Here is a 26,174-nt window from a genome sequence, read left to right on the forward strand (position 1 = left end):
TTCGCTGGTGGCATACAGTTCCGCGGAAAGAGAGAGGGGTGTGGCTTGTTGGTCATCCGCGGCGATCTGGTCGACGCCATGGTCGCCCACGCCCGGGCAGACCACCCCGACGAGGCGTGCGGGGTGATCGCGGGCCCGGAGGGCTCGGATCGTCCGGAACGTTTCATCGCGATGGTCAACGCCGAACGGTCGCCGACGTTCTACCGCTTCGATTCCGGCGAGCAGTTGAAGGTGTGGCGGGCGATGGACGAGGCCGACGAGGCGCCGATCGTCATCTACCACTCGCACACCGGGACCGAGGCGTATCCCAGCCGCACCGACATCTCGCTGGCCCAAGAGCCTGACGCCCACTACGTGCTGGTGTCGACGCGCGACCCCGACGAGCATGAACTGCGCAGCTACCGCATCGTCGACGGCGTCGTCACCGAGGAACCCGTCAAAATCGTCGAGCATTACCAGACCTAGAAGGAAACAATCGCATGCCCGTTTCGGTGTCCATCCCGACCATCCTGCGCACCCACACCGGCGGTGAGAAGCGTGTCACCGCGACCGGCGACACGCTCGCCGCGGTCATCAGCGACCTGGAGTCCAACTACTCCGGCATCTCCGAGCGCCTGATGGACAAGGCCAACCCCGGCAAGCTGAACCGGTTCGTCAACGTCTACGTCAACGACGAGGACGTGCGCTTCTCCGGCGGGCTGGACACCGCGGTCGCCGACGGCGACTCGGTGACCATCCTGCCCGCGGTCGCAGGTGGCTGACCTTGGCGCGCTACGAGTCGCTCCTCGAAGCGCTGGGCGGCACGCCGCTGGTGGGTCTGCGCCGGCTGTCGCCGCGGTGGGATGAGGAGCCCCATGTGCGGCTGTGGGCCAAACTCGAGGACCGCAACCCCACCGGCTCGATCAAGGACCGCCCGGCGCTGCGGATGATCGAGGAGGCCGAACGCAACGGCCTGCTGCAGCCGGGCGCGACGATCCTGGAGCCGACGAGCGGCAACACCGGCATCTCGCTCGCGATGGCGGCGTTGCTCAAGGGCTATCAGATGATCTGCGTGATGCCGGAGAACACGTCGATCGAACGCCGCCAGCTCCTCGAGCTGTACGGCGCGCGGATCATCTACTCGCCCGCCGAGGGCGGCTCCAACACCGCGGTCGCACACGCGAAAGAGCTTGCACTGCAGAATCCTTCGTGGGTGATGCTCTACCAGTACGGCAACGAGGCCAATTCGCTGTCGCACTACGAGGGCACCGGGCCGGAGCTGCTCGCCGACCTGCCCGAGATCACCCACTTCGTCGCGGGCCTCGGCACCACCGGAACCCTGATGGGCACCGGGCGCTATCTGCGTGAGCACAAGCCGGACGTGAAGATCGTGGCCGCCGAACCGCGGTACGGCGAGGGCGTCTACGCGCTACGCAACATCGACGAGGGGTTCATCCCCGAGCTGTACGACCCGGATGTGCTGACCACGCGGTACTCCGTCGGTTCGTACGACGCGGTCAGGCGCACGCGGGACCTGGTTCAGGTGGAAGGCATCTTCGCGGGCATCTCGACCGGCGCGGTGCTGCACGCCGCACTGGGCATCGCGGCCAAGGCCGCGAAGGCGGGTGAGCAGGCCGACATCGCGTTCGTCGTGGCGGACGCGGGGTGGAAGTATCTGTCGACCGGCGCCTACGCCGGTAGCCTGGACGACGCCGAAGACGCGTTGGAAGGTCAGCTATGGGCATGACCGGCTATCCCGGAACCACACCGCCGCAGCCCAAGAAGCGGCCCGCGTGGGTGGTCGGCGGCGTCACGGTGCTCAGCTTCGTCGCGCTGCTCTGGATCATCGAGTTGTTCGACTCGCTGTCGAACCACCGGCTCGACGACAACGGGATCCGGCCGCTCGAAACCGATGGCTTGTGGGGCATCCTCTTTGCGCCCCTGTTGCATTCGAACTGGGACCACCTGATCGCCAACACGGTTCCGGCGCTGGTGCTCGGCTTCTTGATGACGCTGGCGGGCCTGTCGCGGTTCATCTTCGCCACGGCGATCGTATGGATCCTCGGAGGTCTCGGCACGTGGCTGATCGGCAACGTCGGCGCGCACTGTCCCTATGTCGGGGTGCGCTGCGAGGTCAACCACATCGGAGCATCGGGGCTGATCTTCGGCTGGCTCGCGTTCCTGATCGTGTTCGGCTTCTTCACCCGCAAGGCGTGGGAGATCGTCGTCGGCGTGGTCGTCCTGCTCATCTACGGCAGCGTTCTGCTCGGCGTGCTGCCCGGCACTGCGGGAGTGTCGTGGCAGGGCCACCTGAGCGGTGCGGTCGCTGGTGTCATCGCGGCCTACGTGTTGTCCGGGCCGGAACGCAAAGCGCGCGAACGACGTAACAGCGCGGTGCCGAACCCTTACCTGACGTCGTGAGCGATCCGACCGCGCCCGTCGGCATATTCGATTCCGGCGTCGGCGGACTGACGGTGGCCCGCGCGATCATCGACCAGTTGCCCGACGAGAACGTCGTCTACGTCGGTGACACCGCGAACGGACCGTACGGTCCGCTGTCCGTCCCGCAGATTCGCGCGCACGCGTTGGCGATCGGCGACGACCTCGTCGCGCGCGGCGTCAAGGCGCTCGTCATCGCTTGCAACACGGCGTCGTCGGCATGCCTGCGCGACGCCCGCGAACGCTACGCTCCCGTGCCCGTCATCGAGGTGATCCTGCCTGCGGTGCGCCGGGCCGTGGCCGCGACCCGCACCGGCCGCATCGGGGTCATCGGCACCGAGGCGACGATCGCGTCCGGCGCGTACCAGGACGCGTTCGCGGCGGCGCGCGACACCGAAGTCTTCGGCGTGGCCTGCCCCCGGTTCGTCGACTTCGTCGAGCGCGGCGTGACCAGCGGACGGCAGGTGCTCGGACTGGCCGAGGGCTACCTCGAACCGTTGCAGCGCGCGGAGGTCGACACGCTCGTCCTCGGCTGCACCCACTATCCGATGCTGTCGGGTTTGATCCAGTTGGCGATGGGCGAGAACGTCACCCTGGTGTCCAGCGCCGAGGAGACCGGCAAGGACTTGCTGAGGGTGCTCACCGAACTGGATCTGCTGCGGCCCCACGAGGCCGGCCCCGCGCGGCGGATATTCGAGGCGACAGGCGATCCTGAGGCGTTCACCACACTTGCGGCACGCTTCCTGGGTCCGACGCTCGACGGCGTTCGACCTGTTCAGCGTCACGTCGGCGCGCAGAAGTGATTCTCGGCAATTAAGAGGTCTCAAACCGGCGATGTTTTCGTCACAGGGCTACCGGGCATGGCAAGCTAGTGAACGTGCGAATCACCGTGCTCGGTTGCTCCGGCAGCGTTGTCGGGCCCGATTCGCCAGCGTCCGGATACCTTGTCACCGCTCCCGATACGCCGCCGTTGGTACTCGATTTCGGCGGCGGAGTGCTGGGGGCGCTGCAGCGACATGCCGATCCGAACGACGTGCACGTGCTGCTGTCGCACCTGCATGCCGACCACTGCCTCGACCTGCCCGGGCTGTTCGTGTGGCGGCGTTATCACCCGTCGCCGGCACAAGAACGCGGAATCATGTACGGCCCGGCCAACACCTGGGCCCGGTTGGGCGCCGCATCGTCGCCCGAAGGCGGCGAGGTCGACGACTTCTCCGACGTCTTCGAAATCCGCCACTGGGTCGACAACGAGGCAGTCACGATCGGCGCACTGACAGTGACGCCGAAGCTCGTCTGCCATCCGACCGAGTCCTACGGCATGCGCATCACCGATCCGGACGGCGCCACGTTGGTCTACAGCGGCGACACCGGTTACTGCGACGCGTTGATCGACCTCGCCAGGGGCGCCGACGTGTTCCTGTGCGAGGCATCGTGGACCCACTCGCCGGACCGGCCGCCGCGGCTGCACCTTTCGGGCACCGAAGCGGGCCGTGCGGCGGCCGAAGCCGGTGTCGGCGAACTGTTGCTGACCCATATTCCGCCGTGGACGTCGCGCGAGGACGTCATCAGCGAGGCCAAGGGAGAGTTCGACGGACCGGTGCACGCGGTGGTGTGCAACGAGACGTTCGACGTCCTGCGTGCGGCCTGACGGTCCGGGCCGGTGAGGTCATACCGAGCCGATAGGGTTGGCCCGTGTCCCGAAGAGAAGACGGCCGGCTCGACGACGAGCTGAGGCCGGTTCGCATCACCCGCGGATTCACCACGCATCCCGCCGGCTCGGTGCTGGTCGAGTTCGGTCAGACGCGGGTCATGTGCACCGCCAGCGTCACCGAGGGAGTGCCGCGCTGGCGCAAGGGCTCCGGGCAGGGTTGGCTGACAGCGGAATACGCGATGCTGCCCGCCGCCACTCACGACCGCTCCGACCGGGAGTCGGTCAAGGGCCGCGTCGGCGGCCGCACCCAGGAGATCAGCCGGCTGGTCGGGCGCTCACTGCGGGCGTGCATCGACCTCGGCGCGCTGGGGGAGAACACCATCGCCATCGACTGCGACGTCTTGCAGGCCGACGGCGGGACGCGGACAGCGGCGATCACCGGCGCCTACGTCGCGCTCGCCGATGCGGTCACCTACCTGTCGGCGGCGGGCAAGCTCTCTGACCCGCGGCCGTTGTCGTGCGCGATCGCCGCGGTGAGCGTCGGCGTGGTCGACGGCCGGATCCGCGTCGACCTGCCCTACACCGAGGACTCGCGCGCCGAGGTCGACATGAACGTCGTCGCCACCGACACCGGCACCCTGGTCGAAATCCAGGGCACGGGGGAGGGCGCCACCTTCCCGCGCTCGACGCTGGACAAGATGCTCGACGCGGCGATGACCGCGTGCGAGCAGCTCTTCGAAATCCAGCGCGAGGCGTTGGAGCTGCCTTATCCCGGAGTCTTGCCGGAGCCCAAAGAGCCGCCGAAGAAAGCGTTCGGAAGCTGACCGAGTTGTTGGTGGCGAGCCGCAACCCCAAGAAGCTCGCCGAGTTGCACCGGGTGCTCGACGCAGCGGGAGTTTCCGGGTTGACGCTGATGTCGCTCTCGGACGTGCCCGCGTTCGACGAGGTACCCGAAACCGGCGCAACGTTCGAGGACAACGCACTGGCCAAGGCGCGTGACGGATACCGGGCCAGCGGCCTGGCGACCGTCGCCGACGACTCCGGTCTCGAAGTCGACGCGCTCAACGGCATGCCGGGCGTGTTGTCGGCGCGGTGGTCGGGGCGACACGGGCAGGACTCGGCGAACACGTCACTGCTTCTCGCTCAACTCGCCGACGTACCCGACGCGCGACGGGGCGCGGCCTTCGTATCGGCGTGTGCACTGGTTTCAGCGTCCGGCGAAACCGTGGTGCGCGGCGAATGGCCGGGCCGGATCATCCGCGAGCCGCGCGGAGACGGCGGGTTCGGATACGACCCGGTGTTTCTGCCGGAGGGATCGGCGCGCACCGCTGCCGAACTCAGCCCGGCGGAGAAGGACGCGGCATCGCATCGCGGGCGGGCGCTCGCGTTGCTGGTGCCCGCTTTGCGTGAGTTGGCCGCTCGAACGTGAGCTTGCGCGCGAGATTCGGCGCGACGCGGCATCCCGCGGTGATCGTGGCGGTGCTGGCGGCGGCGGGGATCAGCGTGTCACTGATGCAGACGCTCGTCATCCCGCTCATCCCTGAACTGCCTTCGCTCTTGCACACCAGCGCGTCGAACGCCTCGTGGGTGATCACCGCGACCCTGCTCACGGCGGCCGTCGCGACGCCGATGTTCGGCAGGTTCGGTGACATGTACGGGCCCAAGCCGATCCTGATCATCTGCGCCGTCATGCTCACTGCTGGCTCGGTGCTCGCGGCGACCACGACCGCGCTGGTCCCGGTGATCGTGGGCCGCGCTCTGCAGGGCTTCGGGATGCCGATCATCCCGTTGGGTATCAGCGTGCTGCGGGCTTCTGTTCCGGCTCACCGCGTCGGCACCGCGATGGGTCTGATGAGCGCATCGCTGGGTGTCGGTGGCGCACTTGGCCTTCCGCTGTCGGCAATCATCGCCGACAGGTTCGACTGGCATGCGCTGTTCTGGTTCGCCGCGGCACTCGGGGCGATCTCCGGCCTGTCGTTCGCGACGCTGGTGCCACGCATCGCCGCCGCCTCGGCCGACCGCTTCGATGCGCTTGGCGCAGTCGGTCTTGCGGGCGGCTTGGTGACGCTGCTGCTCGGGATCTCCAAGGGTGGAAGCTGGGGGTGGACGAGCGCCACAACCCTGGGCATGTTCGTGGCGTCGGTGGTGATCTTCGCATTGTTCGCGCTGTGGCAGTTTCGGACTGCCGCCCCGATCGTGGACCTGCGCACCACGCTGAAGCGGCCGGTGTTGACGACGAACCTGGCGTCGATCGCTGTGGGTTTCTCGCTGTTCGCGATGTCGTTGATCGCGCCGCAGATCCTCGAACTTCCCACTGAGACGGGTTACGGGCTCGGGCAGTCGATGCTGCAGACCGGGCTATGGATGGCGCCCGGCGGGCTGGCGATGATGTTGTCGTCGCCGGTGGCCGCGCGGGTGGCCGCTGTGCACGGGCCGCGGTTCACGTTGTTCGCGGGCTCGGTGGTCGTGGCCGCCGGCTACCTGTCGGGACTGGTGCTGATGAACAGCGCCTGGCAGCTGTGTGTGTTCAACGTGCTGGTGAGTGTCGGCGTCGGCTTCGCGTTCTCCTCGTTGCCCGCACTGATCAACGCGGCGGTGCCGGTGTCGGAAACCGCGGCGGCCAACGGCATCAACGCGCTGGCGCGGTCGCTCGGCACGTCGATATCCAGTGCGGTGATCGGTGCCGTGCTGGCCGTGATGACGACGACGGCGGCGGGGCAGCAAGTGCCGTCACTGGGCGGCCTGCGGGTCGCCCTGCTGATCGCGGTTGTCGCGGCCGTCGTCGCCGCGCTCGTCGCACTGGCCATCCCGAAGGCGGTCGAAGCCGACGAGCCGGCGCACGACCTGGCGCTGGCTACAGACCGTAACGGTCCTTGATTTCCCTGGTTTGGACCTGCTCGACGATGATGCCGACGAGCGGAATGGTGCCGGCGAGCAGGACGCCGATGGTCTTGCCGATCGGCCACCGCACCTTGACCGCGAGGTTGGCAGTGAAAAGCAGGTAGATGAAGTACACCCAGCCGTGGACGACCGCGATCCAGTTCAGGCCTTCGACGTGGTAGACGTACTTCATCACCATCTCGTAGCAGAGCGCGATGAGCCAGGTGCCCGTCGTCCAGGCAAGCACTCGATAGCCCAACAGCGCCTTGCGGATGTTCTCGGCGGAGGTGATCGGTGATTCGGTCATGGGGCCGGGTGTTCCTTGTCTTTCTTCGCGAGCTCGGCAAGGTAGGCGTTGTACTCGCGTAGTGCGGGGTCATCGACGGCGTCGTCGAGTTGGGTTGTCGCTGAGGGTTTTTGGGGTAGCAGACCCGCGGGTATCTCGGTTATCACGCCGCGCTTGGCGGGTTCAGGCGGGGCTTCCTCGTAACGCACGAACTTGTAGTACGCGTAGATGACGAAACCGGCGAACAGCGGCCATTGCAACGCGTAGCCGAGGTTCTGGAAGCTGCCCGTGGACGATTCGAAACGCGTCCACTGCCACCAGGCCAACGCCAGGCAACCGGCCGCGCCGACGATCACCAAGGCGATGAGCGCCGGCCTCCTACGCCGTGTAGTGGACACCCTCCAACGGTACCGCGACGTCCTTGGGCGCCCATCGCGATCCTGACCCCACGTCAGACGCCAGGTCTGGCACGTCGCTCGTAGCGGTAGCATCGACACTCGCTGCGGGCGTGATGAAACTGGCAAACATGCCGGCTTTAGGTGCCGGTGCTCGAGAGAGTTTGTGGGTTCGAGTCCCACCGCCCGCACAGATTCACTTCGCGGCGAAGTACTTCTGCCCCTCGCTGGGAATGCGCCCGAAACCGGCCTTCAGCAGTGGAGCCAGCACCCTGACGGGAACCGCGAGCGCCTTCTTCGGTTCGATCGCCACCACCCAGGTGAACCGGGTCTGATCGCCGTCGGCTTCGACGATGTAATCCTCGGCGAAGCGGTTGAACAGTGGCAACGTCGACTCATAGACATAGAAGGATTTCTGGCGGCTCTCGTCCCAGCCGAAGTGCCGCTCACGCATCGTCGCGCCACCCGGCGCGACGACGTCTCGGGTGGTGCCGACGCCGAACGGCCGCGGCGACGTCCAGGTGACGCTCTTGATCGACGGTCCCCAAGCCGCCAAGGAGTCGTCCGACGTCAATGAATCCCACACTCTTTCCGGCGGTGCCGCATATCGCTTCTCGTAGCGGAAAACGTGCGGGGCCGACGTAAGGAAGTCGGCGTCAGCGGAGGCGAGCGAATACCAGCGCGTCATAGCTCGCCATCATCGCAGCGAGTGCGATCCGGCGAAGCAGAAGCGATCAGCTGTCCCTGCTCTGGATGCCGAAGCAGACCAGGCTGGCGGCGAAGCTGAGCATCGCGGTCACTCCGGCCACAGCAGCCAACATCGTTTCGGCGGAGCCCCAGCTGGCCAGGCACACCGCAACGGCGATGATCGCGGTGAAGATGAGGAAAAGGCCCGTGGTCGCGATCGCTTCAGCGGCGGGGTCGTTGGTGGGGGCGATGGCGCGCTCGCGCATCTGAGTCTCCTGTGGGCTGACAGTTCCGTGTTGGGCAGAGGTTGCCCACTGCCGGAGACGGCGAAACTCTCAGTGGTGAAGATGCGGTTCAGCCCACATTTAGGATCGGGTGTCCATTGCGTGCGGCCAGCGACCGAAGTTGCCGCAGCGCGAACTGACGTGCACGGCCGCTTTCCGGGATGAAGATTCCGGCCCACATTCCGACTGCTCCAGGGGTTCGGCAAGCCTCCTGCGCGCACAGCCAGCGGCGAGGGCATGTCCGGCACAGTTCCCTGGCTCCTTCGTCCACGCCGGTGATCCATCGGTCCGGATCGCTGGTACACGCGCCGAGCGGCATGTCGCCTGCCAACGGCCTCTCCCTTCGTCTGCGCGGGGTCGCCGAACGCAGACAATACACATGTATCGGATTTTTACGATACAGACGTATTGGATATCGTTGGAGCGTGCACATCGTGGTTTGCAGGTTGTGGTGACAGACCCCCGCACGGAGTTTCGCGACGACCGGCGTCCCAGCATCGAGCGCATTCGTGAGGCGGCGCTGAGGTGCTTCGCCGCTCGGGGAGCTGCGGCCACCTCGCTACGGTCAGTCGCCGCAGAGGCCGGCGTCTCGCTCGGTCTCGTGCAGCACCACTTCGCGACGAAGGCGAACCTGATCAAGGCCGTCGATGCTCACGTGCTCGCGGTGATCGAGACGGTGCTCGCGAAGCCCATCCCGGACCCGCCGGTAGACACGATCAGCGACGTCGGCAACCGGGCGACCTCTCTCGTGTCCGACGAACCCGAAGTGATGGCGTACGTCGGACGCGCGCTGACTGACGGCAGCGCGCTCGGCGAGCAGTTGTTCGACTCGTTGGCGGCCATCGGCGCCGAGCGGTGGCAAGCGAGACAGGAACTCGGGCTGACGCGGCCGGATCTCGACCCGACATGGGGCGCACTGAACCCGCTGCTGCTGGCCCTGGGCACCTGGATTCTGCGCGGCCATGTCGAGCGCCATCTCGAGGAGCCGTTCGACAGCCCCGCACAGCTCCAGCGATGGCAGGATGCCGTAAACGCGCTGCTTCGCAACGGGCAGATGCGTCACGACTCTTAGCCCATCGGCCGGCTCAAGCGCCGATCAAAGCGGTGTGCCGCCGACCCGCTTTCGGTAGCTCGTCGGCGTCTCTCCGCAGAACTGCGTGAACGCCCGGGTGAACGAGCTGAGGCTGTCGAAGCCGACCGCCGACGAGGTCTCCTGTACGGTCTGCCCCGGTGCGGCCAGCAGCGCCATCGCCTTCAGCATCCTGGCATGCAAAAGGTATGTGCGCCAAGGTAATCCGATCGAATCCCGGAACAGCCGGCGCAGGGTCCGCTCCGACACCGAGACCGCACGGCTGACTTCCTCTGCGCTGACGTCGTCCAGATGTGCCTTCGTGTACGACATCGCGGCGGCGACGATCGGGTGCTCAGAACTCGGCAGGCTCAGCGGTGCCTCGTGGTCGAGTGCCTCGGACACCAGGTTCGCCAGGGTGCGAAAGAACGCGGCGGACACTTCCTCGTCGTCGATGCCGCCGGGCCTGCGGTCGATCGGCCAGCGCAACGCGTAGATCATCATCTCGCGGATCAACGGCGAGACCCCGAGTATCCGCGCCCTGTCGCCGGCCTGCGGGATCAACTCCGGATCGAACATCACCGCGACGGTCCGAACGTCGGGGTTCATCGTGGCCTGATGCTCGAGACCGACGGGAATCCAGGCGGCCTGCTGCGGCGGTACGAGGTAGTGCGCCGAATCCGTCTCGACCTCGACCACACCGCCGATCGCGTACTCGATCTGGTGGACGTCGTGTGAGTGCCAACCGGTGATCAGCGCGTCACCGTGGTAGAGGTAGCTGCCGCCCAGTGCCCGTCCGCCGCGCCGCAGGTCGATCACGCGGCGCGACAGGCCGGGTTCGGTTCTGGCCGTTTCGGCTAAACCTCTGTCCGATAGCGCAGAGACGGTCACACCGCTAGACGGTACTACTGGGGTATGGACATCGACGACCTGATCCTGGTGAGCATCGACGACCACGTCGTGGAACCGCCCGACATGTTCCTGCGGCATGTTCCGGCCAAGTACAAGGAGGAGGCGCCGATCGTGGTCACCGACGACAAGGGTGTCGACCAGTGGATGTACCAAGGCCGGCCGCAGGGTGTCAGCGGCCTCAACGCCGTGGTGTCCTGGCCGGCCGAGGAGTGGGGTCGCGACCCGGCCGGGTTCGCCGAGATGCGACCGGGCGTGTACGACGTCCATGAGCGGGTCCGCGACATGAACCGGAACGGCATCCTCGCCTCGATGTGCTTCCCGACGTTCACGGGCTTCTCCGCGCGCCACCTCAACATGCACCGCGAGGATGCCACTCTTGTGATGGTGTCGGCCTACAACGACTGGCACATCGATGAGTGGGCAGGCTCGTATCCCGACCGCTTCATTCCGATCGCGATCCTGCCGACCTGGAACCCCGAGGCGATGTGCGCCGAAATCCGCCGCGTCGCCGCGAAGGGTTGCCGCGCGGTCACCATGCCGGAACTGCCCCACTTGGAGGGGCTGCCGAGCTACCACGACGACGACTACTGGGGGCCGGTGTTCACCACGCTGTCCGAGGAGAACGTGGTGATGTGTCTGCACATCGGTACGGGCTTCGGTGCGATCAGCATGGCGCCCAACGCACCCATCGACAATCTCATCATCCTGGCCACCCAGGTTTCGGCGATGTGCGCGCAGGACCTGTTGTGGGGACCCGCGATGCGCAACTATCCGGACCTTAAGTTCGCGTTCTCCGAAGGCGGTATCGGCTGGATCCCGTTTTACCTCGACCGCAGCGACCGCCACTACACGAACCAGAAGTGGCTGCGGCGCGACTTCGGCGACAAGCTGCCGAGCGACGTTTTCCGTGAGCACTCACTGGCCTGCTACGTCACCGACAAGACCTCGTTGAAGCTGCGTCACGAGATAGGCATCGACATCATCGCCTGGGAGTGCGACTATCCGCACTCGGACTGCTTCTGGCCGGACGCGCCCGAGCAGGTGCTCGCTGAGTTGACCGCCGCGGGCGCCGATGACTCCGATGTCAACAAGATCACCTGGCAGAACGCGTGCAACTTCTTCAGCTGGGACCCGTTCGCGCGGACTGCGCGGGCGGACGCGACGGTAGGTGCATTGCGCGCCAAGGCATCTGACGTCGACGTGTCGATCCGGCCCCGCAAGGAATGGGCGCGCCTCTACGAAGAAAAGCAGCTCACCAAGGCGTGACGCTGAGCGGCCGTCACCACATCAACCCGCGGACCATCTCGGCCGGCGGGATGTCCTCCACGCCGATGATCCCCGCCGGCGCGCGACACACCCAGTCGATCGCGTTGACGACTCGCGCCGCGGTGGAGACACATCCGGCCTCGGTGACGTCGAGGACCGGGTGCGACAGCAGCGTGTTCACCTCTACGCGAGGTTCGCCTTCCACGATCACCTTGTGCACACCCGAGTGGCCATCGGGTGGGTACTCCCAGTCCGGGGCGGCCGCGGGCGTGAGCCGGGTGGTGTGTTCGACGATGATGACGGGAGACCCGCCGCGCACGCCTTCGACGGCGAATCGGACGCCGGCGAGCCCTCCGGGTTCAACGGTCATCATCTTGCACTCGATGCGCCGGTCGGTGTACCAGGGCTCGTAACGCTGGCGGACCTCGTCGAGCTCGATGTCGAGATGGTCGGCGAGGTTCCGCACCAAGCCGCCGAACATTGCCGTGATGACGCCTGGCTGGAACGCCATCGGTAGCTCGTCTTTGGGGGTGCTCCCGAATCCCATTGCGGTACCCGTGTATTCGTAGTCGTCATAGTTTCCGTAGTCGAACACCTCCTGCACGGTGACCGACTCGGCGCGGGTGACCAGGCTCAAAGCGGCGAGCACCGCGGTATCGCCCGAGTAGCCCGGGTCGATGCCGTTGACGTAGAGCGTGGAACCACCTGCGGCGCAGGCTTCCTGCAGCGGTGTGCGCAGCCAGTCGTCCGTCTGGTTGGGCGTCACCAGCCACACCATCGACGTGCCGACGACGTTGATCCCCGCGGCCAGAAACTTCGACATCTGTTCGATCGCCTCCATCGGCCGAGTCTCACCGAGGGCGGTGTAGACGACGCAATCCGGCTGCAGCGCGATGAGCGCATCGATATCGGCCGTCGCGGTGACTCCGGTGGGCTCGCTCGAGCCGCACAGTTCGGCTGCGTCCCTGCCGATCTTGTCGGAGTTGGCGGCATGCACGCCCACGAGTTCCAGATCGGGTCGGCCGATGAGTGCCCGCAGCGAATGTTGTCCGACGTTACCGGTGGAGAATTGGACGACTCTGCGTGTCATTTCCGCTCTCCTGTGCTGTAGCCGGGCTGCTCTCGATAGGTGCGTTCGCTCGCAAACGCCATGAGCCGCACGGCCGTTCGGCGCCCGACCAGATGGCGGAACGCAAAGTGTGTGAAACGCAGAACACGGGCGGGGAAGACCGTCGGCTTTCTGCCCAGCGCGTCCAGAGTTTCGGCGGCGACCTCTTCGGGCTCCTGAACCGGTACGTTGGCGTCGTCCGGTTCGGACGCGAGGTAGTTCGGTGTCCGTGTCGCGCCGGCACAGCTGACCAACACGTCCACGCGGTCGTCCCGGAGCTCGGCCCAAAGCCCTTCTGCGAGCACGAGGTTGTACGCCTTGGTGGCCGAGTAGTTCGCAACTCGGACCATGCCCTGCAACGCCCCCATCGACGACATGAGAATGATGCCGCCACGGCCACGTGCGCGGAACCGCGCGCCGAAGCCGTGCGCGAGTACGAGCGGCCCCCGCACGTTGACGTCGATCTCCTTGAGATGAGTGTCGACGTCGAAATTCCAGAACGGCCCGACGGCGGAGAACGCGGCGTTGTAGACGAGCAGGCCGACGTCCAGATCGGCGAGGTCGGTGAGGATACTGTCCAGGTCTTGGCGGCTGGCGAGGTCCGCGCGCATGGCGCGGGTCTGGACGCCGGTCGATGCGGTGATGTCCTCGGCGATCTGCTCGGCGAGCTCGACGCGCCGCGCAATCAGCACGACGTTGAGGCCCCGCGCGGCGCAGCCTCGTGCGAACGCCTCACCGAGCCCTTCAGAGGCCCCGGCCACCACCGCCCAGGAGCCGTAGCGATCGGCGAAAGTCGGCATCGTCAGGGAACTTTCGTGGCGACCGGGCGGGTGAACGGGTGCTCGCCCCACATCCGGACAAGCACCCAGATGGGGACGATCAGCCAACCCGCGTTGGTGGCGAAGACGAGCGCCAGGTGATCGCTGGCGTACGGGCCCGCCACTTCTTCACCGAGAATGATGGTGACCGTGGCGAGCATCACTGATGCCCAGATGAACGACCAGTTGCGGATCCATTCCTTGCCCTTCCAGAACGCGTAGAGCGCAGCGATGTAGAAGGGGCCGTAAACCACCTGGTCGATGATGACGATCGTGGTGTACCAGACAGGGCGTTCGTAGAGCAGCGGGTCGAAACGCTCGAAGTACCAGTGCAGGAAGTCGATCATGTAGGCCGGCGGCCAGATCGGGTAGGAGAAGTTGTCCGGGTCGCGGATGACGAGTTGCTCGATGTCGGCCTGGTAGGTCACGAAGATGACGTTGACCAGAAAGAAGATCCACAGGACGATGTCACCCTTGCGCTCGCGGAAGGGGATGACCTCCCGGGTCGCGACAACGGGTGGTGCGTCAGTCATCGAATCCGGACCGGGTTCGCGTTGAGCCGCGCGAGCGTCATTCTGCCTCCTCGACAAAACTGACTGCAGTCAACCACACTCGTCGGCGGCGATCCAGCTATCGTAACCACATGGCAGTGGTGGACAGGCCCTCGGCGCGCGAGACCAAGCGTCTTCAGACGCGCGAGCGATTGATGGGAGCGGCGATCGCCGAGTTCAAACGATCGGGGATCGCAGCGGCCGACGTGGGAGCCATCGTCGCCGCAGCGGGCGTCGCCCACGGCACGTTCTTCTTTCACTTCCCGACCAAAGAACACGTGTTGCTCGAGTTGGAGCACCGCGAAGAGGACCGCATCGCCAAACAGCTCGGACGTTACGCTGCCACTGCTCGCGATCTCGAAGCCGTTCTCAACGAGGCGGTTCGGCTCGTGCTGGGCCTCGAGCGCCGGCTCGGGTCGATGTTGTTCAAGGACTTCCTCGCGTTGCATTTCTCGCAGACCCGGCCCGTGGACGAGAGCACACAACATCCGGTCATTGTCCGCGTCGCCCACGAGATCGAACGCGCCCAGGAGCGCGGTGAGGTCGCCGCGGACGTCAACCCGATGAACAGCGCCGTGTTCTTCCTGCTCGGTCTCTACGCGCTGCTGACCACGACACACAATTGGCCGACACAGCAGTTGATGCTCGACGATTACGTCGTGCGGACCCTGCGCTCGATCATGATTGACTAAGGTCAGTAATCTTGCAATGCTCAGGGGGCTGACTCCTGGGAGGGTGCCTTGACTCTGTCCGCTATCCCCACCGCCGGCAGCGGTCTGGATGATCACCTGGAGCGCTCACGGCTGGCACAGCGTCAGGCCGACAAGTGGTTGATCTCCGGCAGCCTGCTCATCGGCACAGCGGCACTCGGCATATTCGGCCTTCCGTTGTTCCTGCGCGGCGTCTGGCTGCTGCGCAAGGCGCACCGCGAAGGACTCTCGGTACGTCCGATGATCGTCACCCTGATCGGTTACCTCGTCATCATCGATGCGGCGATCAACACCGTGGGATGGGCCCTCGACCTCGTCGCAAGCCACACCATCCTGGCGCGAATCCTGTTGAACGGCTGGGGCGCAATGTTCGACGCGGGGTACTTCTGGCACTACAACGAGCTTTGGATCGGTGGCGCTGCCGGCCCGGGGGAAAAGGCGATGGAAGTCGGGATGATTCTGACCGTCTTCACCATGCGCATCGCCGCCGGGATCGGTTTCCTGCAGATGAAGCGGTGGGGTCACCAGTGGATGATCGTCACCTGCTGGATGGGTGTGCTGATCTGGTGCCTCTATGTGTTCAACATGACGATGTACGCCGATGTGCGCTATGCGGGCACCATCTTCCCCGTCGTCGGCTGGTGGCTGTACGACATCTTCTACATCACCCCGTTCCTGGCGATCCCGTATCTGCACACGGTGAACCGGGAGATCTTCTCTGACTGACTGAAGTCGTTGACTTGAGTCAGTGTTTGCGTTACAAAGGGCAGACCATGACGGGGCAGAGTGCCGAACCCGTCGCGTCGGCCGTGGGCGGACTCGCAATCCGAACGGATCGCCGATCGACAGAGGGGCTGCAGTAGTGGACTGGGTTTGGGAGATTCTCCGGTACGTCGCCGCGTGGGGCGGCACTGCCCTGATCATCTGGTTCTGGTACTGGATGTTCTCCAACATCGGAACCTTCTGAGCGGCTTGGATTCAGGTCGTGGCCGAGTTGTCCGATGAGCACGCGATGGCGGTAGAGCGCAGTTGCGCGGTGACGGCCGTCGCGCTGAGCGGACAACGGCGCCAAGGCGTTCGCCTCGTGACCGGTCAGCACCGCGCTTTCAGCCTGAACGCGGGACTGGACTTCGTCCATGTGCCGTACCCGACGGGCAGCGACTGGACGCGCAGAACGCTCACCTGCGGGGTGGCGCTGCAATGCTCGCCATCGAAGGACAGGATCCTCGCGTACCGGCTCAACGAATTGTCGGCCCGTGAACTGTGTGCGCTGACGGCAGTCGAGGCGCGCGTGGCCTTGGGCTGGCTTTCCGATCGCTGGCCCGGCCTGTTGCCGGAAGTCCGGCGTGTGCTTGGGAACGTCGATATTCTCGACGGCAGACTCGACGCAACGGCGATGCTCGACCAGGCGATCGCGTTGGCACGCACCGGACAGCCGCTGGACCTCCATCCGCTGTTCGGCCGGCTTCCGCTGGCCTATACGGTGCCGCAAGGCTTGTCCGACAAGTTGCGACGCACCCTCGGCAGGATGCCATGGACGTCTACGCAGAAGCGGCTACCGCGGCCCTATTCCATCCCTGTCGGGGGCGACGGCGGTATCCGCAATCCCAATCTGCCGCCGCCGAGCCGGCCGCAGGACAATGATCTCGACGTCACACCGGACCACCGGCCCGGCATCCCGTATCCGGAATGGAACGCGTGGACGAAGAGTTTCATGCGCGATCACGTCGCGGTGCTCGAGAAGGCGCACGCCTCCCATACCGGTGACCCGGTGTCGGCTTCCGGCGAGTTGCGGAGGTGGTTCGAGGAACACACCCACCGTGCGATGAAAAGCCGGCTGGAAGACGGCTCCGATCTGGACGTCGAACAGTACGTCAACCATTACATCGACCTGACCACCGGCGAAGCGATCGAGCCGCGCATCTTCCGCGAGCTCCTGCCGAGCAACCGCGACGTCACCACCGCTCTGCTACTCGACGGCAGCTCGTCGCTGGGTGTGCACGGTGGCCGGATCTTCAAACTTGAATTGGCCTGTGCCGACGCACTTTCGCGGGCGATGACGCTGGCGCGCGAACGTCACGGCATCTTCGTGTTCACCGGGAACACCCGCCACCGTGTCGAGGTCAGCTGCATCAAGGATTTCGAGGACCGGCGGTTCGTCCCACCAGGGCGCCTCGGCCTGTCGACCGGGGGATACACCCGGCTGGGGGCGCCGTTGCGCCATCTGACAAGTCGGCTGCTCGCGCAGCCTTCCGAGCGCCGGCTGCTCATCGTGATCGGCGACGGGCTGATCTCCGACGAGGGTTACGAAGGCCGCTATGCCTGGGCCGACGCAGCGCACGCCGTCGAGGAGGCCAACGACGCCGGCGTGAGCATCTATTACGTCGGCGTCGGACCGACCCGCGTCGACCCCTTGCCCGAGGTCTTCGGTCCCCGCCGCTCACAACGCATCCGACGAGTAGAGGAGCTTCCGCGAGTGCTTGCCCACGTGCACCGAGAGTTGGTGGCCGCATGAGCGACGCTCGCGAGCGAATGGTCGGCACTGATTACTATTCGAACGCCAATGAGGTCCGGTTGTTCGAACAGGCATATCAGCAGCGCCTCCCCGTGATGCTGACCGGACCCACGGGTTGTGGAAAGACCCGCCTCGTCGAGCACATGGGCGTCCTTCTGCAACGGCCCGTCGTGACGATCAGTTGCCACGACGACCTCACGAGTTCCGATCTGGTCGGCCGGTTCATGGTCACCGGTGGCGACGTCGTGTGGACGGACGGACCGCTCACCCGTGCCGTGAAGACAGGTGCCATCTGCTATCTCGACGAGGTGGTGGAGGCGCGTCACGACTCGCTGGCCATCCTCCATTCGCTGACCGACCACCGTCGCGCGTTGTTTCTGGACCGGGCCGGCGAGGTGGTCCGGGCGCCGAAAACCTTCATGCTGGTCTGCTCGTACAACCCCGCCTACCGCAGCTCGTTGAAGGAACTCAAACCGTCCTTCCGCCAGCGTTTCGTGACACTTCCGATGAGGTATCTGCCGCCCGACCGGGAGGCCGAGGTGATCGTCGCCGAAGCGGGTGTCGCGAGCGCGACCGCGATCCGGCTTGTGCAGTGTGCCAACGCGATTCGGGCCGCCGACGAGGCCTTCCACTTCGAACCGCCGTCCACGCGTGTGCTGGTGAGCGCAGCGCAACTGATCGTCGCGGGCGCAACCGAATTGGAGGCAGCCGAGGCCTGCATCCTCGCGCCACTGTCCACCGACGGTGCGATCACCGACGGTTTGCGTGAAGTCGCCGCGGCCACCCTGGTCGCCGAGAGCCCGAGCACCTCCGGTTAGGAAGGAGTCCGAAACCATGGATCAGAAAGAGCGAAATCGCAAGAAGGCGCTCATCATTCTGCAGATCGTCATCTACGGGTATCTGCTCGCGATGTTCGGGATCCAGCTCTACATGTCCTTCGCCCGCGGCTGGTGGGAATTGTGAATCTGCCTCTGCTGAACCGCCAGGGCAAGGAGCCCCTCGGCCACACCGTGGGCCTCGAGGAGCACCACGAGGAGTCGCGTCTCGCGCAGCGCCGGGCGGACAAGTGGATGATCGCGGGCGCTGCGCTGATGGGGATGTGGGCCCCGGGCATCATCGGCCTACCGCTCTTCCTACGCGGAGTATGGCTGCAGCGGCAGGCGGCGCGCGCCGGTTTGTCGATGCGGCCGATGATCGTCACGCTGATCGGATATCTCGTGCTGATCGACGGAATGCTCAACAGCCTCGGTTGGGCACTGGACCTCGTCGCCAACCACACCTTGATCAACCGCGTGCTGATGGTCGGCTGGGGCGCGATGTTCGACGCCGGCTACTTCTGGCACTACAACGAATTCTGGGTGGGCGGCGCGGCCGGCCCGGGCGAGAAGTCGATGGTGTTCGGGATGATCCTGACCGTCTTCGCGATGCGTTGTGCCGCGGCGATCGGTTTTTTGCAGATGAAGCGTTGGGGTCATCAGTGGATGATCGTCACCTGCTGGATGGGTGTGCTGATCTGGTGCCTGTACGTGTTCAACATGACGATGTACGCCGATGTGCGCTTCGCAGGGGTCGTCTTCCCGGTCATCGGATGGTGGCTCTACGACATCTTCTACATCACACCGTTCCTGGCCATCCCGTATATACATACGGTCAACCGCGAAATCTTCTCCGACTGAACGCCGTTAAGGAGCCTGACGATGACCACCACCGAAGAGAAGACGACCGACGACCTTCCCCCAGGCACCACGCCGTATTACGCCAACATGCACAAGTGGATCAAACGTGCCGTGTTGGTGTGTCTGGTCGCGCTGGTGATCGAGGGGGCGTTCACGCTGCCGTTCATGGCGGTGTACTACGGCTACCCGACGTTGAGCCTCACCGAGATCTGCAGTGAACTGCTCAAGGTCCGCTACTCCGACGACACGCTGGAATGCAAGGTGCCGTACCCCGCATTGGGTGCTCCCGAGGGCGCGGAGGGCAAGGACACCGCTCAAGACGAATGGGGCGTTCAACCGGTACCGAAGTATCACCGGATCGGCTTCCGCGAGTTGGTCCGCATCCATCAGGAGCGGGAAGCGCGTCAGGCCGTCGAGCAACAAAGTGCACTGTCTCCGTGACCGAGTCGCTCGAGGAGCATGCACAGAACTGGGACCTGCGCCACGACCTCGGTCTCGTGCAGCCCCGCGGTCTGGTGCGCGCATGACGGAGGAACGTTCGCGGTTGCATCACGTCGTTTTCGCGGTGGCGCGCGACCGCCAGGCGACGGCCGCAAAGATGTTCGGCGAACTCGGGTTTCGCTTCGACACCACTGATCTGAGCGAACTCGGCGTGACCGTGCATCTCGACTGGGACGGCGGACTGGAGTTGATCAGCCCCATTCCAGGTTCGACCGCCGAGGTGGCGACCTCGGTGGCCGACTTCCTCGCCCGCAACGGTGACGGCGTGTACACGGTCGTGCTGCGGGTTCCGCAGGCGTCGGCGGCCGAGGCAATGACCGAGCGGTACGGATCGACAACCCGATTCCGGCAGAGCTTCTCCGGTGAGGGCTCCTACCTCGACGAGGTCGAGTTGTCGGTCTTCGGCCTTCCACTGACCTTCCTGTCGACAAACGTCTGATGACCGAAGTGACTACCCTGCCAATCACGTTCTCCCGCTGCGAATGCCGGCGAAAGCGCCATCATGACGCTTGAAACGGCCAAGCCGAGCGTTTTCGACGCGGGGCTTCCGACGCTGTCCTATGACGTCACGGCGGCACCTCAAGAGATCTATCCCGAGTTTCGGGCAGCACAACAGGAGGCGCCTATCGCGCTCGGACCGATCGGACCGGAGGTGCTGTCCTACAACCTGGCGCGGACTGTCCTTCGCGACGCGCGATTCGGCATCCCACCGGGGATCCATCTGTCCGCGCACGGCATCACGTCGGGTCGACTGTGGGACAGGGTGACGCGCAGCATCTTGAACATGGAGGGCGAGGAGCACCGTCGACTGCGCGGCCTGGTGTCAAAGGCGTTCACGCCCCGAGGAACAGCGCGCATGGATCCCACCATCCACACGGTGGTCAACGAACTCATCGATCGCGTAGCCGGCCAAGAGCGGTGCGAGTTCGTCGACGACATTGCACGGCCCTATCCCATTCCCGTCATCTGTGCGCTGCTCGGTGCTCCACGCGAAGACTGGCAACAGTTCTCGCAGTGGGCGGAGGACATCTTCAAGATCGTCAGTTTCGACTGCAATCTCGCCGAGGAAGAACCAGTCGTGCTGAAGGCGTGGGATGAATTCGACGACTACATCGACGAAATGATCACCCGTCGACGCCATGACCTCACCGAAGACCTTCTCTCCGAACTCATCCGCGCCGAGCACGACGGTGACCGGTTGAACGCCGGCGAGCTGCGCATGCTCGCCTTCAGCATCCTGATCGCCGGCACCGACACAACGAGGAGTCAGCTCGCCGCCTCCATGCAGGTGTTGTGCGAGCACCCCGACCAGTGGGCGCTGCTGCGGGACCGACCCGAACTCGCGATGCGTGCCGTCGAGGAAACCATGCGGCATTCTCCGTCGATGTGCAGCACGGTTCGGTGCGCCATCGACGACGCCACGATCGGTGAATACACCGTTCCCGCAGGGACGTTCATCATTGTCAACACGTACGCCGCCAACCGCGATCCGGTCATCTACGGAGATCCCACCCGGTTTGACATCACCCGCGGTGATCCGCCGCCGATCCTCACCTTCGGTGGCGGCGCCCACTACTGCCTGGGCGCGAACCTGGCCAGGCGGGAACTGGCCGAGGCGCTGAAGATCCTCGCGGTACGGATGTCCAATCCGCGGGTTACCGGTCCGACTCCGTGGCGACCACTGCTGGGGATGAGCGGTCCCACCAGCCTGCCGATTGAGTTCGGCTGATGGCGTACAAGATCGATCCCGAGAGCCTGCACAGGGTCGCCAAGCAGGTGGTCGGCTTGCCGCTCGACGGCGGCGAACTCGTCGCGCGCGCCATCGAACTACTCGCCGACGAGTACCCCGACCTGATCGACCCGCAACCGGGTCGCTGGGTCGGCAGCAGGGCGGGCGGAATACTCGGCAAAGTCCGGTTCCTCTACTTCAGCCCCCGCGAGTACATCGTCATCTTTGGCAGCCCCACTGGCACACAGGGCTTTTCGGGTCGTTACAAACGTGTGCAGATCCACAAGTTCCTGATGGCGGGACGGATCGACTTCTATGACCTCGAGTCCGACGACATCACGGCGACGACGCTGCTTCCCGGCGAGCAGACGTGCACCGACAAAGGGCAGGCGAGGGGAATGACGATCCACCCCGGGTCCTGGCACATCGAGTACGGGCGTGGTGCCGTCGTGACGACCCTGCCGTTCGCCATGGTCGACACGCTGCTGGTGTCGCTGGAGTTCGAGTCGGTCCGCCGCTCGGCAGTCGAGTTCGCCCGGCTGATCCGTCGGCGGTCGCGCACCCCCGGTTCAGCACGGCGCCCAGAGCTCCGTCGGTACTGAGCGGCCCCGCAGAACCTCCGAACCCGTGGCCTCCCAACAGCGTCGTTCTGCCTCGCCGGCCCGCTCGAGTGCGGCTCCCGAGCACAGCACCCGTGGTTCGAATTCTTTGGCGCGATCGGCCAACCGCGCGGCCTCGTTGACGGCGTCTCCGACGACGGTGTACTCGTATCGGTTCTCTGCGCCGATGTTGCCCGCGAACACCGGTCCGGCCGAGACTCCGATGCCGAAATCGAGTCGCAGGCGCTGTAAGTCGGCGACCAGTTTCCGGCCAGTGACCAGCGCCGCGGTCGCCGGATCTTCAACGCTCAGTGGCGCGCCGAACACGGCGAGCGCCGCGTCGCCCTGGAACTTGTTGATCAGGCCGTGCCGTGCGTCCACGGCCGCGACGACGATGCGGAAGAAGTCGTTGAGCAGGTCTGCCACCTCATGGGGTTCGTGGGATGCGGCGAGGCTCGTCGACCCGACCAGATCGATGAACAGCACCGCGACGTCGCGTTCGTCACCCGAGAGCGACTCGTTCTCCTCGACCGCTCGACGCACCACCTCTTCTCCGACATGGCGGCCGAACAAGTCACGCAGCCGGTCGCGCTCCCGCAAACCGGTGACCATGCTGTTGAAACCCTTTTGCAGTAGCCCGATCTCCGACCACTCGTAGACCTCCACTCGAGCGTCGATCTGTCCTCGCTCGACCTTCGCCATACCGTCGATCACCTCGTGGACGGGGTCGGAAATCGACATCGACACGAGGATCATGGCTCGCAAGCCGAGCACCACGGCCACGAGGGCGAGCACGAACAGAGCCAACTCGATCGGGGCGGTCCTGTCGATGATCCAACCCCGTGCGCGCATGATGAGAAGCACCGCGATCGCCAGTCCGGGCAAGCCGGTGCATGTCGTCCACATGAGCAGCAGGCGAGCGCGTACCCCTGGTGCGGTGAGGCGGGTGAAATCCGTTGTCACCCCGGCCATGACGGGCCGCAGAGTGCGCAAGGTGAACAGGAATCCGGTGCACACCGTGGCGATGGTGCCGAAGAGCATGGCTGATCCGATGACCGCCTGAGCTTCGCGTCCGGCATGGAAATCCCAGAAGATCAACACGGCCCCGGTGAGCAACCAGGGAGCGACCGTGATCGCTGCCTGGCGCCGCAGGATCTTCAGTGTTTCCTGGCGCTCGGCGTCGGTCGGCTCGCGGGAACCGAGCCACCGCAGCGACGGCCGGACGATGGCAACGGCCCCGAGGCCGACGATCGCGGTCCCGACCACGATCAGGACTGCCGAGACCAGAATGGTCTCGATGGTCAACCCCGACCAGCCGGTCATCGACACGACGATCGCGATGACCTCGGCGACAGTCAGGACGTAGGCGGACGCGAGGCCGGCCGCGTATCGAAAGAGCAGGCCGCGTTGCCTCACACAGCCGAAAGTATCAGTCGCTCGCCGGCAGCGGCTTGGCTTCTTTGAGCGAGAGGGGAGTGTCGCCGACGCTCAACGTGCCCGCGCCGGCCTTGGTGACCAGAACCTCCGCGCCGTTCTCGTCGACGTAGCGTTTGCCCATCGCGTTGCCGTCGGACAGGGCCGGGTCGATCGTGAGGTCGGCTGCCTTCTCGCTGTCCAGAGGCACCATCGGGGCGCCACCTGCTCGCAGGTCATCGAGACTGTCTGCACTGCGCACGACGATCACCTGCGTGTCGCAGACCTGGCTTTGCAGTCTGGTGCCGTTCTTGATCATGCTGTGCTCCTTGCTATCTGGTGGCTGTCAACTCGGCGATCAGTTCTCGGCGGAGCACCTTTCCGGTCGCGTTCGTCGGCAGTTCGGTGCGAAAAACCACTCGGTCAGGGGTGCGCGACCCACGCAGCTGACGTCGTACGTGCTCGCGCAACTCGTCGGCGTCCGGTGTGGTGCTGTCGGCGGGGACCACCACCGCGACGATGATCTGTCCCCATTCCGGATCCTCGGGTCCGACCACCGCGCAGTCGCGCACCGACGGGTGCTCGACCAGGACATCCTCGATCTCGGCCGGCGCGATGTTCTCGCCACCGCGGATGATCGTGTCGTCGGAGCGGCCGCCGATGAACAGATATCCGTCAGCGTCGAGCATCGCGATGTCCTTGGTGGGAAACCACCCGCCGGCCTCGAGCACAGAGCCGATCTCGGCGTAGCGGCCCGAGACCTGGTCGCCGCGAACGAACAGCTCACCGGCTTCACCCGGGCCGAGCACGTCGCCGTCGGCGTTGCGGATCTGCACCTCGATCCCAGGAACGGGCTGGCCCACCGAGCCGAGACGCTTGGCGACCGCGTCGTCAGCCGCCGCGAGGGCGACCCGATGGTCATCGGGGGTGAGGACGGCAATCGTCGAACTGGTCTCGGTGAGTCCGTATGCGTTGACGAAACCGACATCGGGCAGCAGTCCAAGCGCTTTGCGCACCAAGGGCAGTGCGACCTTCGATCCGCCGTAGGCGAGGTTGCGCAGGGTGGGCAACTCGACTGCATCCCTTTCGAGGACCGAGACGATCCGGTCCAGCATGGTGGGCACCACGGTCGCCGTGGTGACACCCTCGGCGCGTGCCAGCCGCACCCACTCCTGCGGGTCGAACTGGCGCAGGTACACCATCTTGCGGCCCGCGTAGAGATTGGACAACGCGGCACTCACCCCGGCGATGTGATACGGCGGTACGCAGATCAGCGCGGCGTCGTCGGGGCCCGCGGAGTCGAACTCGACGGTTCCGGTGATATAGCTCGTCAGGTTGTTGTGAGTCAACTCAACGGCTTTGGGCCGCGACGTGGTTCCCGAAGTGAAGAGCACGACACCGACGTCCTCGGGGTCGGGAAACTCCGCTGCCGGTTCGGCGGTGCGTGCGCTCGCCACGAACTCGTCGGACTCGATGACTTGCTTGCCTGCGCCGGCGACGACGCCGCAGTACTCGGCGTCGGCCACGATCAGCGGGGCCGGCAGGCGGTCGATCAGCTCACGTAGACCCTCCGCGCTGAGCCGGTAGTTCAGCGGGGTGACCGGCACGCCCGCCCTGGCCGATGAGAACAGCAGCAGCGGCAACATCACGCCGCCGGTGCCCACATAGGCCACATGTGACGCACCGGATGCCGCGATGACACCGGCCCCGCCGTCCGCGAGCGCGCTCAGATCCTGTGTGGTCAAGCGCATTTCGCCGGAGACCACTGCGGTCCGGTCCGGATTGCTCGACGAGGCCATCTCGAGCAGCAGGGAGATGCTCATGATCTGTCGACGAAGATATCAAGGATGGGGTCGTCTCCACCGCCGTAGCGGGAGAGGTCGGTGACCCCCGACTCGGCGAGCAGCTCGGCGTCGATGAAACATCTGCCGTTCACGTCGGCCGTCGGCCGCGAGAGGATCACGGCGGCCGCGTCGCCCATGATCCGCGGATCGCGCGAGCGCTCCAGGTTCTCCTGGAAACCGGGGGCGTTGGCGACCGCGGAGGTGGCGATGTAGGTCTGTGGCCACAAGCAGCTGAACCCGATCCCTGAGTCGCCATATTCGGCGGCCCACCCCACCGAAAGCAGTGTCATCCCGTACTTGGACAGGGTGTAGGACGGATGGGCGCCGAGCCAGTGCGGGTTCATGTTCAGCGGCGGCGCCAGCGTGATCACGTGTGCGGCGGGACTCTTGCGCAGGAACGGCAGCGCGGCCTTGGTGAGCAGGAAGGTGCCGCGGACGTTGATGTCCATCATCAGGTCAAATTTCTTGGCGGCCAGTTGCTCGGTCGGCTCGGTGGCGATGGCGCTGGCGTTGTTGACGACGATGTCGACGCCGCCGAAGTGCTCGACGGCGGCCTCGATCGCGCGCTGCACGTCCTCTTCCTTGCGGACGTCGCCCACCACCGCCACGCCCTTTCCGCCGGCGGCCTCGACTTCCGCGACGGCGGTGTGCACGGTGCCCGGCAGCTTCGGGTGTGGTTCGGCTGTCTTGGCCAGCAGGACGACGTTGGCGCCATCGCGGGCCGCTGCGAGCGCGATCGCCAGACCGATGCCGCGACTGCCGCCGGACACGACGAGCGTGCGGTCACTGAGGGCGGACATGGACCTCCTTAGCCAGACGACCTGCGTCGTCCCCTGATGCTAGCCGACGATCTCGAGCGGCG

The 26,174-nt window shown here is 65.6% G+C and carries 34 protein-coding genes and 1 tRNA gene; 22 read left to right on the forward strand and 13 right to left on the reverse strand.

Features of this window, described 5'->3' with window-relative positions; genetic code table 11:
- Window positions 1-45 precede the first annotated feature (45 nt).
- From A5663_RS01340 to A5663_RS01380, 9 genes are all read left to right on the forward strand, one after another.
- Window positions 46-465, forward strand: coding sequence for a Mov34/MPN/PAD-1 family protein (locus A5663_RS01340; protein WP_068143114.1), 420 nt, complete (start codon window positions 46-48; stop codon window positions 463-465).
- 14 nt (window positions 466-479) lie between these two features.
- Window positions 480-761, forward strand: coding sequence for a MoaD/ThiS family protein (locus A5663_RS01345; protein WP_068143115.1), 282 nt, complete (start codon window positions 480-482; stop codon window positions 759-761).
- Between the two features lie 2 nt (window positions 762-763).
- Entirely contained in the window at window positions 764-1,726 is a 963-nt protein-coding gene (locus tag A5663_RS01350) for a cysteine synthase (RefSeq protein ID WP_068143116.1), read from the forward strand.
- Window positions 1,717-2,400 (forward strand): rhomboid family intramembrane serine protease, encoded by a 684-nt coding sequence (locus A5663_RS01355; protein ID WP_068143118.1) that lies wholly within the window; start codon window positions 1,717-1,719, stop codon window positions 2,398-2,400. The genes A5663_RS01350 and A5663_RS01355 overlap by 10 nt, the downstream gene beginning before the upstream one ends.
- The gene (murI, locus tag A5663_RS01360) at window positions 2,397-3,221 is read left to right on the forward strand and encodes a glutamate racemase (RefSeq protein WP_068143119.1); all 825 of its coding nucleotides are present in this window, start codon (window positions 2,397-2,399) and stop codon (window positions 3,219-3,221) included. The genes A5663_RS01355 and murI overlap by 4 nt, the downstream gene beginning before the upstream one ends.
- Window positions 3,222-3,289: 68 nt before the next feature.
- Window positions 3,290-4,066 carry a cyclic nucleotide-degrading phosphodiesterase gene (locus tag A5663_RS01365; RefSeq protein WP_068143121.1) on the forward strand — a complete coding sequence of 259 codons (777 nt, stop codon included), beginning with the start codon at window positions 3,290-3,292 and terminating at the stop codon, window positions 4,064-4,066.
- Window positions 4,067-4,110: 44 nt separating this feature from the next.
- Window positions 4,111-4,893, forward strand: coding sequence for a ribonuclease PH (gene rph, locus A5663_RS01370; RefSeq protein WP_068143124.1), 783 nt, complete (start codon window positions 4,111-4,113; stop codon window positions 4,891-4,893).
- Window positions 4,890-5,498, forward strand: a complete 609-nt coding sequence (gene rdgB, locus A5663_RS01375; protein WP_068143194.1) for an RdgB/HAM1 family non-canonical purine NTP pyrophosphatase — start codon at window positions 4,890-4,892, stop codon at window positions 5,496-5,498. The genes rph and rdgB overlap by 4 nt, the downstream gene beginning before the upstream one ends.
- A complete protein-coding gene (locus tag A5663_RS01380; RefSeq protein WP_255396106.1) occupies window positions 5,495-6,946 on the forward strand; it encodes an MFS transporter in 1,452 nt (483 codons plus the stop codon). The genes rdgB and A5663_RS01380 overlap by 4 nt, the downstream gene beginning before the upstream one ends.
- On the opposite strand, the gene A5663_RS01385 is transcribed toward A5663_RS01380, so the two are convergent.
- Window positions 6,924-7,256, reverse strand: a complete 333-nt coding sequence (locus A5663_RS01385) for a DUF3817 domain-containing protein (protein ID WP_068143126.1) — start codon at window positions 7,254-7,256, stop codon at window positions 6,924-6,926. The genes A5663_RS01380 and A5663_RS01385 overlap by 23 nt on opposite strands.
- Window positions 7,253-7,633 carry a hypothetical protein gene (locus tag A5663_RS01390; RefSeq protein ID WP_068143128.1) on the reverse strand — a complete coding sequence of 127 codons (381 nt, stop codon included), beginning with the start codon at window positions 7,631-7,633 and terminating at the stop codon, window positions 7,253-7,255. Before A5663_RS01390 ends, A5663_RS01385 begins: the two co-directional genes overlap by 4 nt.
- A 104-nt stretch (window positions 7,634-7,737) precedes the next feature.
- Between A5663_RS01390 and A5663_RS01395 the strand changes: the two genes are divergently transcribed.
- Window positions 7,738-7,821, forward strand: a tRNA-Leu gene (locus tag A5663_RS01395).
- A gap of 5 nt (window positions 7,822-7,826) precedes the next feature.
- Here the strand turns inward: A5663_RS01395 and A5663_RS01400 are convergent.
- The 3 genes from A5663_RS01400 to A5663_RS22435 form a co-directional block, all read right to left on the reverse strand.
- Window positions 7,827-8,318 carry an SRPBCC family protein gene (locus tag A5663_RS01400; protein WP_068143130.1) on the reverse strand — a complete coding sequence of 164 codons (492 nt, stop codon included), beginning with the start codon at window positions 8,316-8,318 and terminating at the stop codon, window positions 7,827-7,829.
- A gap of 46 nt (window positions 8,319-8,364) precedes the next feature.
- Window positions 8,365-8,583: a hypothetical protein gene (locus A5663_RS01405; protein ID WP_068143131.1), complete on the reverse strand. Its 219-nt coding sequence runs from the start codon at window positions 8,581-8,583 to the stop codon at window positions 8,365-8,367.
- An 88-nt stretch (window positions 8,584-8,671) separates the two neighbouring features.
- Complete coding sequence (locus tag A5663_RS22435) at window positions 8,672-8,920, reverse strand: WhiB family transcriptional regulator (protein WP_231976649.1); 249 nt, start codon at window positions 8,918-8,920, stop codon at window positions 8,672-8,674.
- A 132-nt stretch (window positions 8,921-9,052) separates the two neighbouring features.
- Between A5663_RS22435 and A5663_RS01410 the strand changes: the two genes are divergently transcribed.
- Window positions 9,053-9,673 carry a TetR/AcrR family transcriptional regulator gene (locus A5663_RS01410; RefSeq protein ID WP_369816573.1) on the forward strand — a complete coding sequence of 207 codons (621 nt, stop codon included), beginning with the start codon at window positions 9,053-9,055 and terminating at the stop codon, window positions 9,671-9,673.
- Window positions 9,674-9,697: 24 nt separating this feature from the next.
- Here the strand turns inward: A5663_RS01410 and A5663_RS01415 are convergent, their stop codons facing one another.
- Window positions 9,698-10,561 (reverse strand): helix-turn-helix transcriptional regulator, encoded by an 864-nt coding sequence (locus A5663_RS01415; RefSeq protein ID WP_068143136.1) that lies wholly within the window; start codon window positions 10,559-10,561, stop codon window positions 9,698-9,700.
- Between the two features lie 24 nt (window positions 10,562-10,585).
- Here A5663_RS01415 and A5663_RS01420 point away from each other — a divergent pair, with 24 nt between their 5' ends.
- Window positions 10,586-11,848, forward strand: coding sequence for an amidohydrolase family protein (locus A5663_RS01420; RefSeq protein WP_068143137.1), 1,263 nt, complete (start codon window positions 10,586-10,588; stop codon window positions 11,846-11,848).
- Between the two features lie 13 nt (window positions 11,849-11,861).
- Here the strand turns inward: A5663_RS01420 and A5663_RS01425 are convergent, their stop codons facing one another.
- Genes A5663_RS01425 through A5663_RS01435 form a run of 3 tightly spaced genes read right to left on the reverse strand, consistent with a single transcriptional unit; the run spans window position 11,862 to window position 14,307 of the window.
- Window positions 11,862-12,938, reverse strand: coding sequence for a dihydrodipicolinate reductase (locus tag A5663_RS01425; protein WP_068143140.1), 1,077 nt, complete (start codon window positions 12,936-12,938; stop codon window positions 11,862-11,864).
- Window positions 12,935-13,720, reverse strand: coding sequence for an SDR family oxidoreductase (locus A5663_RS01430; protein ID WP_197503258.1), 786 nt, complete (start codon window positions 13,718-13,720; stop codon window positions 12,935-12,937). Before A5663_RS01430 ends, A5663_RS01425 begins: the two co-directional genes overlap by 4 nt.
- 38 nt (window positions 13,721-13,758) lie before the next feature.
- On the reverse strand, window positions 13,759-14,307 hold the full coding sequence (locus A5663_RS01435) for an emopamil-binding family protein (RefSeq protein WP_068143144.1): 549 nt from the start codon (window positions 14,305-14,307) through the stop codon (window positions 13,759-13,761).
- Between the two features lie 110 nt (window positions 14,308-14,417).
- On the opposite strand from A5663_RS01435, the gene A5663_RS01440 reads away from it, so the two are divergent.
- The 10 genes from A5663_RS01440 to A5663_RS01480 all read left to right on the forward strand — a co-directional run bounded on the left by A5663_RS01440 (window position 14,418) and on the right by A5663_RS01480 (window position 22,058).
- A complete protein-coding gene (locus tag A5663_RS01440) occupies window positions 14,418-15,017 on the forward strand; it encodes a TetR/AcrR family transcriptional regulator (RefSeq protein WP_068143147.1) in 600 nt (199 codons plus the stop codon).
- Between the two features lie 48 nt (window positions 15,018-15,065).
- Window positions 15,066-15,761 carry a hypothetical protein gene (locus A5663_RS01445; RefSeq protein ID WP_068143149.1) on the forward strand — a complete coding sequence of 232 codons (696 nt, stop codon included), beginning with the start codon at window positions 15,066-15,068 and terminating at the stop codon, window positions 15,759-15,761.
- 286 nt (window positions 15,762-16,047) lie between these two features.
- Window positions 16,048-17,550 (forward strand): nitric oxide reductase activation protein NorD, encoded by a 1,503-nt coding sequence (locus A5663_RS01450; protein WP_369816574.1) that lies wholly within the window; start codon window positions 16,048-16,050, stop codon window positions 17,548-17,550.
- On the forward strand, window positions 17,547-18,368 hold the full coding sequence (locus A5663_RS01455; RefSeq protein ID WP_231976647.1) for a CbbQ/NirQ/NorQ/GpvN family protein: 822 nt from the start codon (window positions 17,547-17,549) through the stop codon (window positions 18,366-18,368). The genes A5663_RS01450 and A5663_RS01455 overlap by 4 nt, the downstream gene beginning before the upstream one ends.
- A 16-nt stretch (window positions 18,369-18,384) precedes the next feature.
- Window positions 18,385-18,513 carry a hypothetical protein gene (locus tag A5663_RS23715; RefSeq protein WP_255396107.1) on the forward strand — a complete coding sequence of 43 codons (129 nt, stop codon included), beginning with the start codon at window positions 18,385-18,387 and terminating at the stop codon, window positions 18,511-18,513.
- Window positions 18,510-19,226: a hypothetical protein gene (locus A5663_RS01460; protein WP_197503259.1), complete on the forward strand. Its 717-nt coding sequence runs from the start codon at window positions 18,510-18,512 to the stop codon at window positions 19,224-19,226. The genes A5663_RS23715 and A5663_RS01460 overlap by 4 nt, the downstream gene beginning before the upstream one ends.
- Window positions 19,227-19,247: 21 nt before the next feature.
- Complete coding sequence (locus tag A5663_RS01465) at window positions 19,248-19,667, forward strand: hypothetical protein (protein WP_068143155.1); 420 nt, start codon at window positions 19,248-19,250, stop codon at window positions 19,665-19,667.
- A gap of 82 nt (window positions 19,668-19,749) precedes the next feature.
- Complete coding sequence (locus tag A5663_RS01470) at window positions 19,750-20,166, forward strand: hypothetical protein (protein ID WP_068143157.1); 417 nt, start codon at window positions 19,750-19,752, stop codon at window positions 20,164-20,166.
- 63 nt (window positions 20,167-20,229) lie between these two features.
- Window positions 20,230-21,456 (forward strand): cytochrome P450, encoded by a 1,227-nt coding sequence (locus A5663_RS01475; protein ID WP_068143159.1) that lies wholly within the window; start codon window positions 20,230-20,232, stop codon window positions 21,454-21,456.
- Window positions 21,456-22,058: an isomerase gene (locus A5663_RS01480; protein ID WP_068143162.1), complete on the forward strand. Its 603-nt coding sequence runs from the start codon at window positions 21,456-21,458 to the stop codon at window positions 22,056-22,058. Before A5663_RS01475 ends, A5663_RS01480 begins: the two co-directional genes overlap by 1 nt.
- Here the strand turns inward: A5663_RS01480 and A5663_RS01485 are convergent.
- The 4 genes from A5663_RS01485 to A5663_RS01500 are packed head-to-tail and all read right to left on the reverse strand — an operon-like array spanning window position 22,026 to window position 26,112.
- The gene (locus tag A5663_RS01485; RefSeq protein ID WP_068143163.1) at window positions 22,026-23,471 is read right to left on the reverse strand and encodes an adenylate/guanylate cyclase domain-containing protein; all 1,446 of its coding nucleotides are present in this window, start codon (window positions 23,469-23,471) and stop codon (window positions 22,026-22,028) included. The two genes, A5663_RS01480 and A5663_RS01485, sit on opposite strands and share 33 nt — an antisense overlap.
- Window positions 23,472-23,484: 13 nt before the next feature.
- Window positions 23,485-23,787, reverse strand: coding sequence for a hypothetical protein (locus A5663_RS01490; protein ID WP_068143167.1), 303 nt, complete (start codon window positions 23,785-23,787; stop codon window positions 23,485-23,487).
- Window positions 23,788-23,800: 13 nt separating this feature from the next.
- Complete coding sequence (locus A5663_RS01495; protein WP_068143169.1) at window positions 23,801-25,291, reverse strand: class I adenylate-forming enzyme family protein; 1,491 nt, start codon at window positions 25,289-25,291, stop codon at window positions 23,801-23,803.
- Window positions 25,288-26,112 (reverse strand): NAD(P)-dependent oxidoreductase, encoded by an 825-nt coding sequence (locus A5663_RS01500; protein WP_068143172.1) that lies wholly within the window; start codon window positions 26,110-26,112, stop codon window positions 25,288-25,290. Before A5663_RS01500 ends, A5663_RS01495 begins: the two co-directional genes overlap by 4 nt.
- Window positions 26,113-26,174: the final 62 nt, after the last annotated feature.

This window comes from Mycobacterium sp. E740 (assembly GCF_001672895.1).
Lineage (GTDB): Bacteria > Actinomycetota > Actinomycetes > Mycobacteriales > Mycobacteriaceae > Mycobacterium.

Coding starts and splice junctions, on each gene's coding strand:
- A5663_RS01345 (WP_068143115.1), top strand. CDS start 480: ATGCCCGTTTCGGTGTCCATCCCGACCATCCTGCGCACCCACACCGGC.
- A5663_RS01355 (WP_068143118.1), top strand. CDS start 1,717: ATGGGCATGACCGGCTATCCCGGAACCACACCGCCGCAGCCCAAGAAG.
- A5663_RS01385 (WP_068143126.1), bottom strand. CDS start 7,256: ATGACCGAATCACCGATCACCTCCGCCGAGAACATCCGCAAGGCGCTG.
- A5663_RS01400 (WP_068143130.1), bottom strand. CDS start 8,318: ATGACGCGCTGGTATTCGCTCGCCTCCGCTGACGCCGACTTCCTTACG.
- A5663_RS01405 (WP_068143131.1), bottom strand. CDS start 8,583: ATGCGCGAGCGCGCCATCGCCCCCACCAACGACCCCGCCGCTGAAGCG.
- A5663_RS22435 (WP_231976649.1), bottom strand. CDS start 8,920: ATGCCGCTCGGCGCGTGTACCAGCGATCCGGACCGATGGATCACCGGC.
- A5663_RS01420 (WP_068143137.1), top strand. CDS start 10,586: ATGGACATCGACGACCTGATCCTGGTGAGCATCGACGACCACGTCGTG.
- A5663_RS01425 (WP_068143140.1), bottom strand. CDS start 12,938: ATGACACGCAGAGTCGTCCAATTCTCCACCGGTAACGTCGGACAACAT.
- A5663_RS01435 (WP_068143144.1), bottom strand. CDS start 14,307: ATGACTGACGCACCACCCGTTGTCGCGACCCGGGAGGTCATCCCCTTC.
- A5663_RS01440 (WP_068143147.1), top strand. CDS start 14,418: ATGGCAGTGGTGGACAGGCCCTCGGCGCGCGAGACCAAGCGTCTTCAG.
- A5663_RS01450 (WP_369816574.1), top strand. CDS start 16,048: ATGGCGGTAGAGCGCAGTTGCGCGGTGACGGCCGTCGCGCTGAGCGGA.
- A5663_RS01455 (WP_231976647.1), top strand. CDS start 17,547: ATGAGCGACGCTCGCGAGCGAATGGTCGGCACTGATTACTATTCGAAC.
- A5663_RS23715 (WP_255396107.1), top strand. CDS start 18,385: ATGGATCAGAAAGAGCGAAATCGCAAGAAGGCGCTCATCATTCTGCAG.
- A5663_RS01465 (WP_068143155.1), top strand. CDS start 19,248: ATGACCACCACCGAAGAGAAGACGACCGACGACCTTCCCCCAGGCACC.
- A5663_RS01470 (WP_068143157.1), top strand. CDS start 19,750: ATGACGGAGGAACGTTCGCGGTTGCATCACGTCGTTTTCGCGGTGGCG.
- A5663_RS01475 (WP_068143159.1), top strand. CDS start 20,230: ATGACGCTTGAAACGGCCAAGCCGAGCGTTTTCGACGCGGGGCTTCCG.
- A5663_RS01480 (WP_068143162.1), top strand. CDS start 21,456: ATGGCGTACAAGATCGATCCCGAGAGCCTGCACAGGGTCGCCAAGCAG.
- A5663_RS01490 (WP_068143167.1), bottom strand. CDS start 23,787: ATGATCAAGAACGGCACCAGACTGCAAAGCCAGGTCTGCGACACGCAG.
- A5663_RS01495 (WP_068143169.1), bottom strand. CDS start 25,291: ATGAGCATCTCCCTGCTGCTCGAGATGGCCTCGTCGAGCAATCCGGAC.
- A5663_RS01500 (WP_068143172.1), bottom strand. CDS start 26,112: ATGTCCGCCCTCAGTGACCGCACGCTCGTCGTGTCCGGCGGCAGTCGC.